The sequence below is a fragment of the uncultured Aquitalea sp. genome (assembly GCF_945957525.1).
Taxonomy (GTDB): domain Bacteria; phylum Pseudomonadota; class Gammaproteobacteria; order Burkholderiales; family Chromobacteriaceae; genus Aquitalea.
The window spans coordinates 198,413-213,356 of record NZ_CAMFLA010000002.1; the positions used below are offsets into that span (position 1 = coordinate 198,413).

At 58.8% G+C, this 14,944-nt stretch carries 18 protein-coding genes and 1 other RNA gene; 11 read left to right on the plus strand and 8 right to left on the minus strand.

Features of this window, described 5'->3' with window-relative positions:
* The first annotated feature begins 13 nt into the window (after nt 1-13).
* Entirely contained in the window at nt 14-805 is a 792-nt protein-coding gene (locus Q0P52_RS02700) for an iron-containing redox enzyme family protein (RefSeq protein WP_293764196.1), read from the plus strand.
* Between the two features lie 198 nt (nt 806-1,003).
* Nucleotides 1,004-2,458, plus strand: coding sequence for an aminoacyl-histidine dipeptidase (locus Q0P52_RS02705; RefSeq protein WP_293764198.1), 1,455 nt, complete (start codon nt 1,004-1,006; stop codon nt 2,456-2,458).
* A 78-nt stretch (nt 2,459-2,536) separates the two neighbouring features.
* Here Q0P52_RS02705 and xerC read toward each other — a convergent pair whose 3' ends face one another.
* The 4 genes from xerC to Q0P52_RS02725 all read right to left on the minus strand — a co-directional run bounded on the left by xerC (nt 2,537) and on the right by Q0P52_RS02725 (nt 5,225).
* Nucleotides 2,537-3,442: a tyrosine recombinase XerC gene (xerC, locus tag Q0P52_RS02710; RefSeq protein ID WP_293764200.1), complete on the minus strand. Its 906-nt coding sequence runs from the start codon at nt 3,440-3,442 to the stop codon at nt 2,537-2,539.
* On the minus strand, nt 3,435-4,286 hold the full coding sequence (locus tag Q0P52_RS02715) for a MoxR family ATPase (protein ID WP_293764203.1): 852 nt from the start codon (nt 4,284-4,286) through the stop codon (nt 3,435-3,437). The genes xerC and Q0P52_RS02715 overlap by 8 nt, the downstream gene beginning before the upstream one ends.
* Before the next feature lie 78 nt (nt 4,287-4,364).
* Entirely contained in the window at nt 4,365-4,778 is a 414-nt protein-coding gene (locus Q0P52_RS02720) for a hypothetical protein (RefSeq protein ID WP_293764205.1), read from the minus strand.
* A 21-nt stretch (nt 4,779-4,799) separates the two neighbouring features.
* Nucleotides 4,800-5,225, minus strand: a complete 426-nt coding sequence (locus tag Q0P52_RS02725; RefSeq protein WP_293764208.1) for a thioesterase family protein — start codon at nt 5,223-5,225, stop codon at nt 4,800-4,802.
* 129 nt (nt 5,226-5,354) lie between these two features.
* On the opposite strand from Q0P52_RS02725, the gene Q0P52_RS02730 reads away from it, so the two are divergent.
* Complete coding sequence (locus tag Q0P52_RS02730) at nt 5,355-5,804, plus strand: universal stress protein (protein ID WP_293764211.1); 450 nt, start codon at nt 5,355-5,357, stop codon at nt 5,802-5,804.
* Between the two features lie 145 nt (nt 5,805-5,949).
* Here Q0P52_RS02730 and Q0P52_RS02735 read toward each other — a convergent pair whose 3' ends face one another.
* Both Q0P52_RS02735 and ffs read right to left on the minus strand, forming a co-directional pair.
* Complete coding sequence (locus tag Q0P52_RS02735) at nt 5,950-6,273, minus strand: helix-turn-helix domain-containing protein (protein WP_293764214.1); 324 nt, start codon at nt 6,271-6,273, stop codon at nt 5,950-5,952.
* Nucleotides 6,274-6,531: 258 nt separating this feature from the next.
* Nucleotides 6,532-6,630, minus strand: an RNA gene (ffs, locus tag Q0P52_RS02740) — signal recognition particle sRNA small type.
* Between the two features lie 182 nt (nt 6,631-6,812).
* Between ffs and argE the strand changes: the two genes are divergently transcribed.
* The 3 genes from argE to Q0P52_RS02755 all read left to right on the plus strand — a co-directional run bounded on the left by argE (nt 6,813) and on the right by Q0P52_RS02755 (nt 9,967).
* Nucleotides 6,813-7,985: an acetylornithine deacetylase gene (gene argE, locus Q0P52_RS02745; RefSeq protein ID WP_293764217.1), complete on the plus strand. Its 1,173-nt coding sequence runs from the start codon at nt 6,813-6,815 to the stop codon at nt 7,983-7,985.
* Nucleotides 7,986-8,120: 135 nt separating this feature from the next.
* Nucleotides 8,121-9,509 carry a sodium-dependent transporter gene (locus tag Q0P52_RS02750; RefSeq protein WP_293764220.1) on the plus strand — a complete coding sequence of 463 codons (1,389 nt, stop codon included), beginning with the start codon at nt 8,121-8,123 and terminating at the stop codon, nt 9,507-9,509.
* Between the two features lie 191 nt (nt 9,510-9,700).
* Nucleotides 9,701-9,967, plus strand: a complete 267-nt coding sequence (locus tag Q0P52_RS02755; protein ID WP_293764222.1) for a hypothetical protein — start codon at nt 9,701-9,703, stop codon at nt 9,965-9,967.
* Nucleotide 9,968: 1 nt separating this feature from the next.
* Here the strand turns inward: Q0P52_RS02755 and Q0P52_RS02760 are convergent, their stop codons facing one another.
* Together Q0P52_RS02760 and fliW are read right to left on the minus strand one after the other, a co-directional pair.
* Complete coding sequence (locus Q0P52_RS02760) at nt 9,969-10,547, minus strand: DNA-3-methyladenine glycosylase I (protein ID WP_293764225.1); 579 nt, start codon at nt 10,545-10,547, stop codon at nt 9,969-9,971.
* Between the two features lie 10 nt (nt 10,548-10,557).
* Nucleotides 10,558-11,001: a flagellar assembly protein FliW gene (fliW, locus tag Q0P52_RS02765; protein ID WP_293764227.1), complete on the minus strand. Its 444-nt coding sequence runs from the start codon at nt 10,999-11,001 to the stop codon at nt 10,558-10,560.
* 121 nt (nt 11,002-11,122) lie between these two features.
* Between fliW and Q0P52_RS02770 the strand changes: the two genes are divergently transcribed.
* From Q0P52_RS02770 to yegQ, 5 genes are all read left to right on the plus strand, one after another.
* Complete coding sequence (locus Q0P52_RS02770) at nt 11,123-11,647, plus strand: GNAT family N-acetyltransferase (protein ID WP_293764230.1); 525 nt, start codon at nt 11,123-11,125, stop codon at nt 11,645-11,647.
* Nucleotides 11,648-11,727: 80 nt separating this feature from the next.
* Nucleotides 11,728-12,546 carry a ferritin-like domain-containing protein gene (locus tag Q0P52_RS02775; protein WP_293764233.1) on the plus strand — a complete coding sequence of 273 codons (819 nt, stop codon included), beginning with the start codon at nt 11,728-11,730 and terminating at the stop codon, nt 12,544-12,546.
* Between the two features lie 11 nt (nt 12,547-12,557).
* Nucleotides 12,558-12,773: a hypothetical protein gene (locus tag Q0P52_RS02780; protein ID WP_293764236.1), complete on the plus strand. Its 216-nt coding sequence runs from the start codon at nt 12,558-12,560 to the stop codon at nt 12,771-12,773.
* Nucleotides 12,774-12,940: 167 nt separating this feature from the next.
* Nucleotides 12,941-13,360, plus strand: coding sequence for a hypothetical protein (locus tag Q0P52_RS02785; RefSeq protein ID WP_293764239.1), 420 nt, complete (start codon nt 12,941-12,943; stop codon nt 13,358-13,360).
* 18 nt (nt 13,361-13,378) lie between these two features.
* Nucleotides 13,379-14,722, plus strand: a complete 1,344-nt coding sequence (gene yegQ, locus Q0P52_RS02790) for a tRNA 5-hydroxyuridine modification protein YegQ (protein WP_293764358.1) — start codon at nt 13,379-13,381, stop codon at nt 14,720-14,722.
* The last annotated feature ends 222 nt before the right edge of the window (nt 14,723-14,944 follow it).

Sequence of the window (14,944 nt, forward strand, 5' to 3'; positions counted from 1 at the left end):
AAAAGGGGAATACATGCAAGAACAGCATTTTGTCAGAACCGGCCCCCTCATGGAGGCGGCCAGCTACCCGGAATGGACCCAAGAGCTTATCCATCATTGCGACAAGCTCAAGGCCGAGATCGTGCAGCATGATCTCATCACCATGATGAAGGACGGCGTTTTGCCCGCGCCCATTCATCGCGCCTTCCTCATTGGCGGCTGGCCGGTGATCGAACAGTTTCCGCAGTACATGGCGCGCAACCTGATCAAGATCCGCTATGGCACTGGCCCGGGCGAAGACATGGCGCGCCGTTATCTGATCCGCAACATCCGCGTGGAGCAGAACCACGCCGATCACTGGGTAGCCTGGGCGGCCGCCAGCGGTATCTCGTTGGAAGAACTGCTGGACGATCAGCAGGCTCTGGAAACCAGAACCCTCAGCCATTGGTGCTGGCAGGTGTGCGATCGCGAATCGCTGGCCATCGCCATGGCGGCTACCAATTACGCTATCGAAGGCGTCACAGGCGAATGGTCGGCTCGCATTTGTTCGGAAGATCACTATGCCGAGCTGTTTGACGAGTCGGTGCGCGCCCCGGCTATGAAGTGGCTGAAGCTCCACGCCAAGTATGACGATGCCCACCCCTGGGAGGCGCTGGAAATCATTGTGACCTTGGTGGGCTTGAATCCGTCGGCCGAAACAGTGGACAAACTTCGTTATGCCATTTGCCAGAGTCATCGCTATACACGGCTTTTGCAGGATCACTACATGAAGGCCGGCTCGGCAAGCGTACCGGTTTCTCGTCGAAGTTCTGCAGTAGCTGTCTGATTTAAAGCTGTTTTTGCCTTGATGCCCCGGCGATGTGCCGGGGCATTTGTTTTTCCGCTTGCAGGGAAGTCCCCATGACGGGAATGCATGGCTCGTGATACAGTCGCTGAGTCAGTCGGCGCACGGCCCTGCCGTGCGCCGCTCCTTATTGTTGCGGCGGCTCACAAGGCGGTCGCATGTCGAAGCAAAGGATTGCAAGTGAGCAAAATCGCCGAACTGGAACCCCGCGTCGTCTGGGAGCAATTTCAAACCCTGTGCGAGATCCCCCGTCCCTCCAAGCACGAAGAGCAGCTGCGCGACTACCTCAAAGGGTGGGCCGAGTTGCGCGGGCTGGAAACCGTAGTGGATGCGGTAGGCAATCTGATTGTGCGCAAGCCGGCTTCGCCGGGTTATGAAAACCGCGTCGGCGTTGTGTTGCAAGGCCATCTGGACATGGTGTGCCAGGCCAATAGCGGCACCGAGCATGATTTCTTCAAGGACCCGATCTGTCCTGTGCTGAAAGATGGCTGGCTGGTGGCTGAAAACACCACGCTGGGCGCGGACAATGGTATTGGCGTGGCGATGGGGTTGGCTGTGCTGGCCTCCGACGATGTGCCGCACGGGCCGGTTGAAGTGCTGATGACGCTGGATGAAGAGGCTGGCATGGGTGGCGCGCTGGGGCTGGAATCCGGCCTGTTGCAAGGCAAGATGCTGATCAATATCGATACCGAAGAGTGGGGCGAGTTCTATATGGGCTGTGCCGGCGGTATTGATGTCAATGTCAGCCGCGCCTATGTCGTGGAGCCTGTACCGGCTGGCTACGTTGGCGCGTCGCTGGTGGTGAAAGGCCTGAAGGGCGGCCACTCTGGCGCGGACATCCACCTCGGTCGCGGTAACGCCAACAAGATCCTGTTGCGCCTGCTGCGCGAGCTGGAGGCGATGACCGACCTGCGTCTGTCCAGCCTCAAGGGCGGCACGGCACGCAACGCGCTGTCGCGCGAGGCGTTTGCCGAAGTCTGCTGGCCATCCGCTGATGCGGACAAGGTGGCCGCCAAGCTGGATGCGTTCCAGAATCTGCTGCGGTTTGAATTGGCCGGCGTGGATGAGGGCGTGATCATTGAATCGGCCGCCGCCGAGGCAGTCACTGCGATGGCGAAGGCGGATCAGCAGGCCATTCTTGCGGCGCTGCACGCCGCCCCTCACGGGGTGAAGCGCATGAGTCAGCGGGTGGCCGGGGTGGTGGAAACCTCCAACAATCTGGGCGTGGTAGTGATTGGCGACGGCAAGGTTTTTGCCAATCTGATGGTGCGCTCCTTGCTTGATTCCGGCACGCACATGCTGGCGCACGAAGTGGAAAGTCTGTTCTCGCTGGCTGGCTTCAAGGTGGAAATGGAAGGCGGCTATCCGGGGTGGGCGCCGAATCCCCAATCGCCGCTGCTGGCCTTGTTCCAGTCGGTCTACGCCAAGGAGTTTGGCGGCAAGGCTGGCGTGCAGGTGATTCATGCGGGTTTGGAGTGCGGCATTCTCGGCGCCAAATACCCGGGCATGGACATGGTGTCCTTCGGCCCCAACATTCGCGGCGCGCACGCGCCTGGCGAGCGGGTGGAAGTGGCGTCGGTGGCATCCGCCTGGCAGTTGCTCAAAGCGGTACTGGCGGCAGTGCCCGCAGTCTGAGCTTGGCCGAAGGCCCGTCACGATAAAAGCCCCGCATGGCGGGGCTTTTTCTTTATGCGGCCTATCTGGTTGATTGGCCTATGCTTCGTCGTTCGGATCCTTTTTCCGCGCGCGCGGATGGGCGGCGTCATACACCTTGGCCAGATGCTGGAAGTCTAACGAGGTGTAAATCTGCGTAGTGCTGAGGTTGGCGTGGCCCAGCAGTTCCTGCACGGCGCGCAGGTCGCCGGAGGATTGCAGCATGTGGCTGGCGAATGAGTGGCGCAGCATGTGAGGGTGCACGTGACGATCAGCCCCAGTGCGAATTGCCCACTCGGCAAGACGCTTTTGTACCTGTCTGGGGCTGATGCGCACGCCGCGCTGACTGATAAAGACAGCCTCCGAGGCGGCAAGCGTAGCGCGCTGTTGCAGCCATGCCTGCAGCGCGTCCAGCGCAGTCTGCCCGATGGGCAGCACGCGGGTCTTGTTGCCCTTGCCGGTGACAGTGACCAGCGCTTCCAGTAAATCCAGATCCGGCATGTCCAGATTGACGGCCTCGGACAGGCGCAGGCCGGAGGAATACATCAACTCGAACAGCGCCTTGTCGCGCAAGCTGAGCGTGTCGTCGCCTTCGATATGATCCAGCAGACCGGAGGCGCCATCCACGGGTAGTGCCTTGGGCAGGGGTTTGTCCTGCTTGGGTGCGCGCAGCCCGTGACAGGGGTTGGTGCTCACGCTGCCGCGCTGCTCCAGCCAATCGTAAAACTGCCGCCAGGCAGATAGCTTGCGGGCAAGACTGCGGCTGCCAAGACCGCGTGCGTGCAGGGTGGCTAGTGCGCGACGGATGTCATCGCTGCCAGCGTCGCGCCAGTCCTTGCCGCTCAGCAGCGGCTGCAGCGATTGCAGATCCTGCAGGTAGGCGCTGAGCGTGTGCGGGCTTTTGCCGTCCAGCCGCAGTGAGTCGGCAAACTCGTCCGGCAGCGACGGTTTGGCGAGATCAGCCACGGCGCATCTTGGCCATTTGCATCAGTCGTTCAAACAAAGACAGATCCTGCTCGTTTTTCAGCAGCGCGCCTGCCAGCGGAGGCAGGTTGGCCGAAGCATGACGCTCGGTCAGTTCCTGCGGGGCGATGCTTTCGGCTGACAGTAGTTTGAGCCAGTCCAGCAGTTCGGAGGTGGTGGGTTTTTTCTTCAGGCCGGGCAGTTCGCGGATGGCAAAGAACACCTCCAGCGCTTCTCCCACCAACTGTTGCTGCAGTTTCGGGTAGTGCACATCGATGATGGCCTGCATGGTGTCGCGATCCGGGAAGCGGATGTAGTGGAAGAAGCAGCGGCGCAAAAAGGCGTCGGGAAGCTCTTTCTCGTTGTTGGAAGTAATGATGATGATGGGGCGCTGGCGCGCGCGGACGAACTCTTGTGTTTCGTGCACGAAGAATTCCATCTGATCCAGTTCGCGCAGCAGATCATTGGGGAATTCGATGTCGGCCTTGTCGATTTCATCGATCAGCAGCACCGGGGCGACATCTGCCTCGAAGGCTTGCCAGAGCTTGCCCTTAACGATGTAGTTGCGGATGTCGTGCACTTTGGCGTCTCCCAGTTGCGAGTCGCGCAACCGGGAGACAGCATCGTACTCGTACAGTCCGTGCTGCGCCTTGGTGGTGGACTTGATCGGCCAGACTATCAGCTCACGACCCAGACTGGCGGCCACTTCTTCGGCCAACATGGTCTTGCCGGTGCCGGGCTCTCCTTTGATGAGAAGCGGGCGTTGCAGGGTGATGGCCGCGTTGACGGCCATCATCAGGTCTTCGGTGGCAACGTAGTGTTCGCTGCCGGTGAATCGGGTGGTCATGTGGTGTCAGCCTTGTTTTTATTGACGACAAAGCCGCCACGAGACAGCTGGCGGCTTTGCGGGCGGGGCGGAGCGGCGTCAGCGAACGAACTGGCGTTCGATGTCGTCCAGCGTAATGCCCCAGGTTTTCATCAGATGTTTCAGCAGAGCCATTTCCGGTTCGCTGATGGTACCGTCGGATTTACTGATGTCGATGGCCAGCGCGCCGGTGAGGATACGCTTTTTGTGGTCGGTAACCTCAGCAAGCAGGCTATTGACGCGCTCTTTGTCGAGCAGGTGGATGGTGCCGTCCTGCTCGGCTTCGTCGGAGATGTCGTCGCAATAATCAGCCAGCACTTTGGCGAACTGTTTGCGCGGCAGACCGATCAAATCATAGACGTGCACGGTTTCCAGTAGGTCCAGCTCGCGCGGGTCCATATTGCCGTCGGTGATCATGAACATGGCCAGAATACGGGCAATGGCTTCCGGGCTGTTGACGGGATAAGTTCTCATGGGACTGCCCCCTCTCTCTTTTTATGGGGTGAATCTGCTGCGGAAGGCGTCTGGCATGGCAGCCACCTGCCGGTTGGCGTAATCAAAAAACACGATGCCGGTTTTCAATCTTGCCACTTCTTTACCCGTTTTGTCATCGACCGCCTGATAGACGATGTCCATGCCGCAGCGGTTGAAGTCTGTAAGGCCGATATCGAAGCGCAGCTGGTCGCCGTGAAAGGCTTCCGCACGGTAAGCGATGGCGGCGTCCGCCATGATGATGCCTACGCCTTCAACGTCCAGCTCCGTATAGCCCAGGCTCTTGAAAAAGCGCAGCCGTGCTTCGTGGGCCAGGCTGAGAATGGCGTCGTTGGCCATGTGGCCGCCGTAATTGATGTCGCCGATGCGGATATCCAGTCTGGTGGAGAAGACAAAGCGCTCGGGAAGGTCGATCTTGACGCGTGGCATGAGAAGCACCGTGAATGGAGTGTGTTCGAGTCTAATCACACTCTTAACCTGCATCAACCGTATGCCATGCCGATTTGATAGACTGGGATTGCTGGGCACACACATCAAACACTACAAAGGAGTCGGTTTATGTATCAACGTATCTTTGTTCCGGTGGACGATAGCGAAACCTCCAATCTCGCATTGGCGGAAGCTTGCCGTCTGGCCAAGCACGAAGGCAGCCAGTTGCGTCTGGTGCACGTTGTCGATCTGGCTCAGTTCGGCTGGGGCGGGACCGAGTTTCTGGATGCGTCGGAGCTGCAGAAATCCATCAAGCAGGCTGGCGAGCAGGTGCTGAATCAGGCTGCCAATCAGGCTAGGGCGGAAGGACTTGAGCCTGAAGTGAAAATTCTTGAAAGCTGGGGAGACAAGATCGCCTCGGTACTGGTTGACGATGCCTCGACGTGGGGGGCAGACCTGATCGTCATGGGCACGCACGGCTGGACAGGACTCATGCACATGTTGATGGGCAGTGTGGCCGAGGGTTTGCTCAAACAGGCGGATGTGCCTGTGCTGCTGGTGCGCAACGCCGGCGAGTGAGGTTGGCTTAAAAGAGCCGGGTCGGATGGCCCGGCTTTTTTGTGCCTGCGGGTTTGCTAAACGCAGCGGGGCTTGAGTGCGTAGGCAAAAAGAAACGGCTGCCGGGGCAAAGCCGGGCAGCCGTTTGGCGGTATGAAGCGCTGACTCAGTTGGCGGCGGTTTCGCCGGCGCCTTCCTGGGCTTCCATCTGGGCGCGTACGGCCTTGCGCAGGCTCTTGTACAGATCCGGGTGGGTTTCCTTCAGGTATTCCACGATTTCGAAGTCTTCGCGGCGCACTTTGGACAGATCGATCTGTTCAACGTGAACCAGACGCAGCAGTTCGCGCACCGGCTTGGGCATATTGCGACCACTTTCGTAGCGGGAGCCGCCGGATTGGGTGACGCCGATGCGGCTCCAGAACTCTTGCTGGTTCAGGCCCAGTTTGCGGCGGATTTCACGCGGATTCGGAATTTTTTCAAACAGTTTCATGGGATGTTCCTCAAAGGCTAATAGTATTGGCTTAATTAATTATTGGTATGGTGAGGCGTAAGCCTCTGTCCTAAAAATAGCAAAAAAAATCCATCAGGAATAATCAGATGCGTGAAAAAACATTAAGTTCCACGCTGTGGTGAATCATTTTTTGCTAATGTTAGCGTGTTCTTATGGTGGAGGACAAATGAATTTCGCTGAAATGACGAAAACATATACCTTGATGTCGGTTTTTTGAAACAAACTAAAAGGGGGAGGGGTGGCGAGCCTGACCCTCGGCACTTGAGCTAAGTAACTATGGCTGCTTCCTTCCGGACCTGACCAGGTTTGCTACCGCTCAATGCGAGGAGACCCGCCATTGAAGAGGTCGAATGATACCTGCTCGCATCCTTCTTGCCAAGCAAAACATGACAAATCGGCCGCTTTTCTCATGCGCGCCATAGTCTGACGCTCTTGCCTTGGCTGATCGCGTGTTGCGAAGCCGGCCGCAATCGGTGCAGACTGGCGTCTGGCCCGCTTTATGTCACCAGGACCCGCTCATGCTTGAATCCATCCGCCCCCACTTGTCCCGTCTGGTTGCCTTTGATACCACCAGCCGCAATTCCAACCTGCAACTGATTGACTGGGTTCGTCTGTATCTTGCCGAGTACGGTGTCGAGAGCCGGTTGACGATGGATGACGTGGGCGGCAAGGCGAATCTGTTTGCGCGTATCGGCTCGCCGGGCCTTCCGGTGATGGTGCTGTCGGGTCACACGGATGTGGTGCCGGTGGATGGTCAGGCGTGGAGTTCCGATCCTTTTGTGTTGACCGACAAGGGGGATGGTCGCTGGTATGGTCGCGGCTCGGCCGATATGAAAGGATTCATCGCTTGTATCCTGGCGCTGGTGCCGGAGTGGGTAAGGCTGGCAGAGGCCGGGCGTTTGAAGCAGGCAATCGGCATTGCGCTCTCTTACGACGAAGAGGTGGGGTGCCTTGGGGTGCATCGCTTGATCGAAGGGCTGCTGGAAGACAAGGTGCGGGTGGCGGGTTGCCTGATCGGCGAGCCCACCAGCATGCTGCCGGTCGTGGCGCACAAGGGTATTGCACATTATCACTGCCATGTGCGCGGCCGGGCGGCACATTCTTCGCTGACGCCGCATGGTGTCAATGCAATTGAGTATGCGGCGAGGCTGATTACTCACGTGCGCAGACTGGCGGATACCGAGGCCTCTTTCGGTCACCACCAACCTTTATATGATGTGCCGTTCACCACGCTGCAAACTGGCACCATTAGCGGCGGGACAGCCAACAACATCGTACCCAAGGATTGCGAGTTCACCTTTGAGTGCCGTTGGCTGCCGGGCGATGATCCTCAGCGTTTCGTGGCGTCGGTGCGCGATTACGCCGACACCTTGTTGCTAGAAATGCGCAGTGTGGCGCCTGAGGCTGATATCTCCATCGAGCCGCGCGTTTTTTGCCCGGCTTTTGAGTCCGGCGAAGACAATGCGGTGTTGGGCTATGTAGAGAAACTGTGCGGCGGCAAGAACGGGCAGGGCGTGGCGTACACCACGGAGGCCGGTGTTTTTCATGCCGCGGGGATGCCCTGCGTTGTGCTGGGACCGGGCTCGATTGAGCAGGCACACCGCCCCGACGAATATATTGAGACGGATCAATTGCTGGCTTGTTGTGACTGGTTGCAACGGTTGGCCGAAGAATTGTGTGGTGAGCAATAGGGCTTTTCGTAAAATTTTTTGCGCTGCCTGTCAAATCGCTTCAGAATCCCGGCACCGGTCAACCCGGTGACAGAGGTGCCCGCTCCTGGTTACCCCCCGAGCGGGCTTGTTTTTTGCAGTGATCGAGACACCACAATGAAACAGGACAACAGATCCTCCGCACCCGCCAGCCCGGTCAAGGCGCGTGACGGTTTTACTTCCAGCTTTGGCGTGCTCGCCGCCACGTTGGGTTCCGCAGTAGGCCTGGGCAATATCTGGAAGTTTCCTTATCTGACCGGCACCAATGGCGGCGCCGGTTTTCTGGTGGTTTACGTTATCGCTACCTTGCTGGTGGGCTTGCCGGTGATGATTTCCGAAATCATGCTGGGCCGTAAAGCCAAAGCCGACGCGGTAACTGCGCTGAAAAAGCTGGCGCCTGCCGGTCAGCCCTGGTGGCTGATCAGCGCTTTTGGCGTCTTGTCCGCCTTTCTTATCATGGCTTTCTATTCAGAAGTGGCCGCTTGGGTATTCGCCTATGTGTTCAAGGCTGTTGGCGGGGATATCCTTTCCAGTGACCCCAAGGTCACATCCGCCGCGTTTGGCAGTCTGATCTCCAATCCTGTGCAGTCTCTGGTATGGCAATGGGTGGTGTTGGCGCTGATTGGCGGCATCCTGCTGATGGGTGTCTCCAAGGGCATCGAGGCTGTCACCAAGAAGCTCATGCCTGTGTTGTTCCTGCTGCTGGTGGTGATTGGCGTGCGCAGCCTGATGCTGCCGGGCGCGATGCAGGGCGTTGCCTTTCTGTTTACCCCGGATTTTTCCAAGATCACGGCGGGCGTGGTGCTGACGGCGGTGGGGTTGGCTTTCTTCAAGCTGTCCATCGGCATGGGCACGATGATGACCTACGGCAGTTACTTCCGTGACGATCAGAACATTCCGGCCACCACGCTGCGCGTGATGTGCGCGGACCTGTTCGTGTCCATGCTGGCCGGCATCGCCATCTTCCCGGCCGTGTTTGCCTTTGGCTTCAAGCCGGAAGCAGGCCCTTCGCTGTTGTTTATCACCATTCCTGCGGTATTCGCCAATATGCCGCTGGGCCATGTGTTCATGGTGGCTTTCTTCGTGCTGGCCGCCATTGCCGCCACGGGTGCGATGCTGTCGATTCTGGAAGTGCCAGTATCGGTGCTGAGTGAACGATTCGGGGTCAGCCGCCCCAAGGCGACGGTAATGAACCTGTTGTTGCTGGCGGCCATCGGCGCCACCTGTGCGCTGTCCAATAGCAGCATGGCCGAGGTGAAGCTGTTCGGCATGACCATGTTCGATCTGTTCGACTTTGTCACCTCCAACATCCTGATGCCGCTGGGCGGCATTTTCCTCTGCCTGTTTGTCGGCTGGGTATGGGGTTTCGATCGCCTTAAGGCCGCCTTGTCCAATGACGGACAGCTAGCCAATGAAGGGTTGGTGCGGGTGTTGTTTGTGGTGGTGCGCTTTGTATCCCCCTTGCTGATTCTGGTGGTGATGCTCAAAGGCTTGAAAGTGTTCTGATTGCAGGCAGGCCTCAAGTTGAGAACAGGTCGTAACACTTCGGTGTAACGGCCTGTTTTCATTAGTGCGTTGCGTTTTTGATGCAATCGCTGCTTTCTTTGATTTCTAACAGTCTTTCAACTGGCGGTGAATAATGATCTGTGATTAAGATGCAGACCTTGCTCCATCGTTTCGGAGAGAAAGAGGGCAGCATGAACAAGAAAGCCAAGGGGAATGTGTTGCAGTTCACGCCGTCGCAGCTGGCCAGGCCGGAAGGGTTGGCGGATTTGTGCGGCAAGCTCACCGCGCTGGTGCCTGATCGCTACGCCGGGCCGTGGTCAGAGGAGGAGCTCAAAGAACTGGTGCAGTGCTGGAAGATGATGGCGTTCTGTCAGGATGAAGACACTGTCTGCGCCAAACCCTTTCATTCGGGAGACGGCTTGTTCCGTACCGTTGTTTTCGAGCGCAAAGTGGCTTGAGTCAGTCTTCTAGCGCGCGGTGGCAGCTTGAGATGTGGTCGTTGACTACGCCTGCCGCTTGCAGGAAAGCGTAAATCACCGTGGTGCCGACAAAATTCATGCCGGCCTTTTTCAAGGATTTGCTGATGGTGTCCGACAGCGGGGTGCTGGCCGGGCAGTCAGCCATGCTGGTCCAGTGGTTGCGCACGGGTTTGCCGTCGGTGTGCGCCCATAGCCAGCGGTCAAAGCTGCCGTGCAGTTCCTGCATGCGCAAAAACACCCGCGCATTGCGCATGGCGCTGCGTATTTTCAGACGGTTGCGCACAATTCCGCTGTCCAGCATCAGTCGCTCCACATCGTCTTCCGTCATGGCCGCCACTCTGTGCGGGTCGAAATCGTGGAAGGCGCGGCGATACCCCTCCCGCTTGCGCAGAATGGTGATCCACGACAAGCCGGCCTGAGCGCCTTCAAGAATCAGCATCTCGAACAGTTTTTTATCGTCGTGGACAGGCCGCCCCCACTCCTCGTCGTGATAGGCGACATAGAGTGGATCCGTGCCGCACCAAGGGCAGCGGGGAAGGGTGTCGTCAAGTGGCGTCATGAGCGGTGGGTCAGGCCTTGTTGTGCACCAGGATGTCGAAGACGAGGCCGGTTTTTTGCAAAGCTTGGCGACTGCTGAGATTGAATACCAGCGGGTTGCGCAGGTTGGCCGAAAGGCGGCCCAGTGCCGGGTGGCTGTCGTCGTCGGCCTGTTCCTGATAGAGCATCAGCAGGATGGCGGCTTCGCCCGGGTTGGTCAGCGCCAGCTGCGCCACTTCCGCGTCGTCCAGCTCCACTTCGAAACGCACGCCCAGCGCTTGCGGCGTGGTCAGGCTGATGGTGATGTCGGGATTATCCAGAGACTGCAGCCAGAAAACCGAAGGCTGCGTTTTGTCCGCGTCGTGGAACAGTTTGAAGCGGGTGCAGTTCTCAAGTGCCGGAATGCCGTTGGCAAAGGTGATGATGGTGGTCTCGTCGACTTCTACCGCGCCCAGCTGGCTGGAATTGAACAGCATGACAGTCTCCCTGTGGTTTACCGCGTCATTATGCATCAAAGCCGTACCGCCAGCGATGACATTGGCGCGCTGGCATGCGGTTTGCTGCTGATGCGATGGACGGACTGCAAAGGAGATCGTCATGATGGTGCTGGAAAAAGCGGTGTTGCGCGCCATGCGGCAAGATGACAAGCCCGGGTTGTGCGCTTTGCTGGCGCGCAATGTGGCAAGCGGGGCTTCCATTGGGTTTCTAGCGCCGCTGGCGCAGGAGGTGGCGGCGCGCTATTGGCATCAGGTGTACGCCGACATGCTGGAAGGGCGGAGACTGGCGCTGGTGGCTTGCGACGGGCAAGGCGGCTTGCTGGGTGCGGCGCAACTGGAGTTCTGCTTCAAGGAAAACGGCGGGCACCGTGCTGAGGTGCAGAAGCTGATGGTGGCCCCCGAAGCGCGCCGGCAGGGCATTGCCTCCCGTCTCATGCGGCAACTGGAAGAAGAGGCCAGGCTGGAGCGGGTGGAGCTTCTGGTGCTGGATACGGCAAAAGGCAGCGAAGCCGAACGCTTATATCAAGGCCTCGGCTGGACCCGTGCGGGTGAAATTCCCGATTTTGCGCTGGATGCGGTGACGCGGCAGCCGCACGCTACGGCAATGTACTGGAAGCGCCTGTAAAAGGCGGTAGCCGCTTTCTGTTCCGGCTGGCGCAAGCGGTGTCTGCACAGAATTGGTGCTGCGCGCTACACTGGCGCACCATGCAGAACCATCAATCGCTCTATCACCGTCTTGAAGCGGCGCTGCTGGCCTGCGCCCCCGATGACAAAATCAGGTTGGCCGAAGCGCTGCTTTGCGATTGGCGTGCCGGCAAGTTGAATCGCCAGGATGCGCCCCTCTATTCCTTGCCTGACCCTGGCAGACCAGTCAGGCCATTGCTGGTGTCGCCCCGCCAAGTGCCCAGGCGAAGGCTGGATACCCGGGAGGGACATGCGGCCATGCTGCATGCTATCGCCCATATCGAGTTCAATGCTATCAATCTGGCGCTGGATGCAGCCTGGCGTTTTCGCGAGATGCCCGACGAATTCGCCGGCGACTGGCTGAGAGTGGCGGCTGAAGAAGCCGGTCACTTTGCCTTGTTGCAGGGCCGGCTTGGCGCTTTGGGTTTTGGCTATGGGGACTTTGAGGCGCATGACGGGCTCTGGCGGGCATGCATGATGACCGATCACGATGCGCTGGCTCGGATGGCGCTGGTGCCGCGCGTGCTTGAAGCGCGCGGTCTGGATGCCACGCCGGCCATTCAGCACAAGCTGGCCGGCATTGGCGACCGCGACAGCATTGCGGTGCTGGATATCATCCTGCGGGATGAAGTCGGACATGTTGCCATTGGCAATCACTGGTTTCATGTTTTGTGTCGAGAGCGCAACCTGGATCCGGTGGCCACTTTCCGGCAGCAATTGGCGGAGCATGATATCGGCTCGCATCGCGGCTGCTATAATCTGGCCGCCCGGCGCGAGGCCGGGTTCAGCGAGGCGGAGTTAGCCTGGCTGCAAACGCCGCCGGATAGCCTGGCGCATTGATAGAGAGCGGGATGATGCATTCCTTTTTGAAGAAGTTGCAGCGACATCGCGGCCGGGCGCTGGCCTTGTTGATAGGCGGCACCTTGCTGTTCACGTTGGCCGCCGCCGGCATGGCGGGCGGTGAGTCGCAGCCGCTCTGGTGGGAGCGTGTGGTGTGGCTTGCGGGAATGATGGCGGGGCTCTTCGGCCAACTTGCAGGCTTGCTGGCATTGGCCAAAAAACCATGAGCACAAAATGGCATTGAAAACAGTAAGTTAATGTCGCATTCGCTATTGGCGCTCGCCTTGACGCTGAATGCGCGGCGGCGCATAATCGCGCCGCAACATAAGTGCAAAAAGGCCCTCGGTATCAACGTGGGGCCTTTTGTTTTTACTGTTTTCGGAGACCCCGAATCATGGATTACCAGGTATTCCTGCGCGAGCTGGAAACCGCCACGCTGCCTGCCGAGCGCTTCAATCATCAGGCGCATTTGTACGCTGCTTGGGCTTATCGTCGTCAATACCCGGCGCCGGAAGCCGCTGCGCGCTGTTCTCGCGCCTTTTCGCGTTATGCGATGGCCAAGGGCGCGGCCGACAAGTATCACCATACCCTGACCATGGCGTTGCTCAGCATCGCTTACCATCGCGCCGAGCAGGAACCTGCCATGGTAGAAGACTGGCAGGCCTTTCTCGCGGGTTGCGCGGATATCGCCGGCGACGCCCGCATGCTGTTGCAAGACTATTATTCCGATGACCGGCTGGAGCAGGACCAGGCTCGACGCGCTTTCATCAAGCCGGACCGCGCGCCGCTGCCCACCGCCTGTTTTGCCCACTGAGACTGTGACACCGACATGCTGAAAGCCCCGGAACTGCTGCTGCCCGCCGGCACACTGGACAAAATGCGCGCCGCCTATGATTTTGGCGCCGACGCCGTTTACGCCGGCCAGCCGCGCTACTCCCTGCGCGCCCGCAACAACGACTTCAAGCTGGAAGAGCTGAAAACCGGTATTGATGAAGCGCATGCGCGCGGCAAGCTGTTTTTTGTGGCCAGCAACCTGCTGCCGCACAACAGCAAGATCAAGACCTATATGGCGGACATGGAACCAGTGATCGCCATGAAGCCGGATGCACTGATCATGGCCGACCCGGGCTTGATCATGATGGTGCGCGAACGCTGGCCGGAAGTGCCCATCCACTTATCTGTCCAGGCCAATACCGTCAATTACATGGGGGTGAAGTTCTGGCAGAAGCTGGGCGTCTCCCGCATCATCCTGTCCCGCGAGCTGAGCCTGGACGAAATCGAAGAGATCCGTCAGGAGTGCCCGGATATTGAGCTAGAAGTCTTCGTGCACGGCGCTTTGTGCATTGCCTATTCCGGTCGCTGTCTGCTGTCAGGCTATTTCAATCATCGCGATCCCAATCAAGGCACCTGCACCAACGCCTGTCGCTGGGATTACAAGGTGCATGACACGCAAGGCGACGACGCCGGCGATGTTCAGGTCATCAAGTTCGACTTCAACCAGGCGCTGGAAGAAGCGAATCAGAGTTTTGCCGCTTGCGGCGGCGCTGAGCGTCACCCGCTGGCAGACAAGACTTATCTGATTGAAGAAGGCAGCCGGCCGGGCGAGCTGATGCCCATCATCGAAGATGAGCATGGCACCTACATCATGAACTCCAAGGACCTGCGCGCCGTAGAGCAGGTGGAGAAACTGGTGAAGCTAGGTGTGGATTCACTGAAGATTGAAGGCCGCACCAAGAGCTTGTACTACGTAGCGCGCACCGCGCAGGTGTACCGCAAAGCCATCGACGACGCGGTGGCGGGGCGTCCTTTTGATTACAGCTTGCTGGCGGAGCTGGATGGCCTGGCCAATCGCGGCTATACGCCCGGCTTCCTGGAGCGCCACCAGACTCAGGAATACCAGAACTACCTGACGGGCCACTCGAAGGCCAAGCAGAGCCAATATGTGGGCGATGTGCTGGAGGTGGATGCCGAGGGCTGGGCGCTGGTGGAGGTGAAGAACCGCTTTGCCGTTGGTGATCGTATTGAAGTGATTCATCCGTCTGGCAATCGTGTACTGGAATTGGGCGTCATGCTCCGTGACGGGGCAAGGATCGACGTTGCGCCGGGTAATGGCATCCAGGTACGCATTCCTGATATGGCGGGGATGGAGAAAGCTTTGCTGGCGCGCCTTTTCTGATCAAATCAACTGGTCTGGAATTGGCCTGATTTTATGGCGAACCGTCCCTGATGGACGCTTCGCCATTTTTATTTTGAGCGTTTTTGATCATGTAGAGAGGGTTTGATCTGTGGCAAAACAGCCTCAATCCCTTTCATGTCCCCCATGCTTGATGCTTGCGCTGCTGGTGACGGCGCGGCGTTTGCATTCGCACTGTCGCGGATGGGTTCAACGGCGGGTCTT

What these genes read in the sequence shown, in the direction of transcription:
- Q0P52_RS02775 (WP_293764233.1), top strand. Translation starts at nt 11,728, where the DNA reads ATGCAGAACCATCAATCGCTCTATCACCGTCTTGAAGCGGCGCTGCTG.
- fliW (WP_293764227.1), bottom strand. Translation starts at nt 11,001, where the DNA reads ATGCTGTTCAATTCCAGCCAGCTGGGCGCGGTAGAAGTCGACGAGACC.
- Q0P52_RS02785 (WP_293764239.1), top strand. Translation starts at nt 12,941, where the DNA reads ATGGATTACCAGGTATTCCTGCGCGAGCTGGAAACCGCCACGCTGCCT.
- Q0P52_RS02730 (WP_293764211.1), top strand. Translation starts at nt 5,355, where the DNA reads ATGTATCAACGTATCTTTGTTCCGGTGGACGATAGCGAAACCTCCAAT.
- Q0P52_RS02755 (WP_293764222.1), top strand. Translation starts at nt 9,701, where the DNA reads ATGAACAAGAAAGCCAAGGGGAATGTGTTGCAGTTCACGCCGTCGCAG.
- Q0P52_RS02750 (WP_293764220.1), top strand. Translation starts at nt 8,121, where the DNA reads ATGAAACAGGACAACAGATCCTCCGCACCCGCCAGCCCGGTCAAGGCG.
- Q0P52_RS02735 (WP_293764214.1), bottom strand. Translation starts at nt 6,273, where the DNA reads ATGAAACTGTTTGAAAAAATTCCGAATCCGCGTGAAATCCGCCGCAAA.
- Q0P52_RS02760 (WP_293764225.1), bottom strand. Translation starts at nt 10,547, where the DNA reads ATGACGCCACTTGACGACACCCTTCCCCGCTGCCCTTGGTGCGGCACG.
- Q0P52_RS02715 (WP_293764203.1), bottom strand. Translation starts at nt 4,286, where the DNA reads ATGACCACCCGATTCACCGGCAGCGAACACTACGTTGCCACCGAAGAC.
- argE (WP_293764217.1), top strand. Translation starts at nt 6,813, where the DNA reads ATGCTTGAATCCATCCGCCCCCACTTGTCCCGTCTGGTTGCCTTTGAT.
- Q0P52_RS02770 (WP_293764230.1), top strand. Translation starts at nt 11,123, where the DNA reads ATGATGGTGCTGGAAAAAGCGGTGTTGCGCGCCATGCGGCAAGATGAC.
- Q0P52_RS02725 (WP_293764208.1), bottom strand. Translation starts at nt 5,225, where the DNA reads ATGCCACGCGTCAAGATCGACCTTCCCGAGCGCTTTGTCTTCTCCACC.
- Q0P52_RS02780 (WP_293764236.1), top strand. Translation starts at nt 12,558, where the DNA reads ATGATGCATTCCTTTTTGAAGAAGTTGCAGCGACATCGCGGCCGGGCG.
- Q0P52_RS02700 (WP_293764196.1), top strand. Translation starts at nt 14, where the DNA reads ATGCAAGAACAGCATTTTGTCAGAACCGGCCCCCTCATGGAGGCGGCC.
- Q0P52_RS02720 (WP_293764205.1), bottom strand. Translation starts at nt 4,778, where the DNA reads ATGAGAACTTATCCCGTCAACAGCCCGGAAGCCATTGCCCGTATTCTG.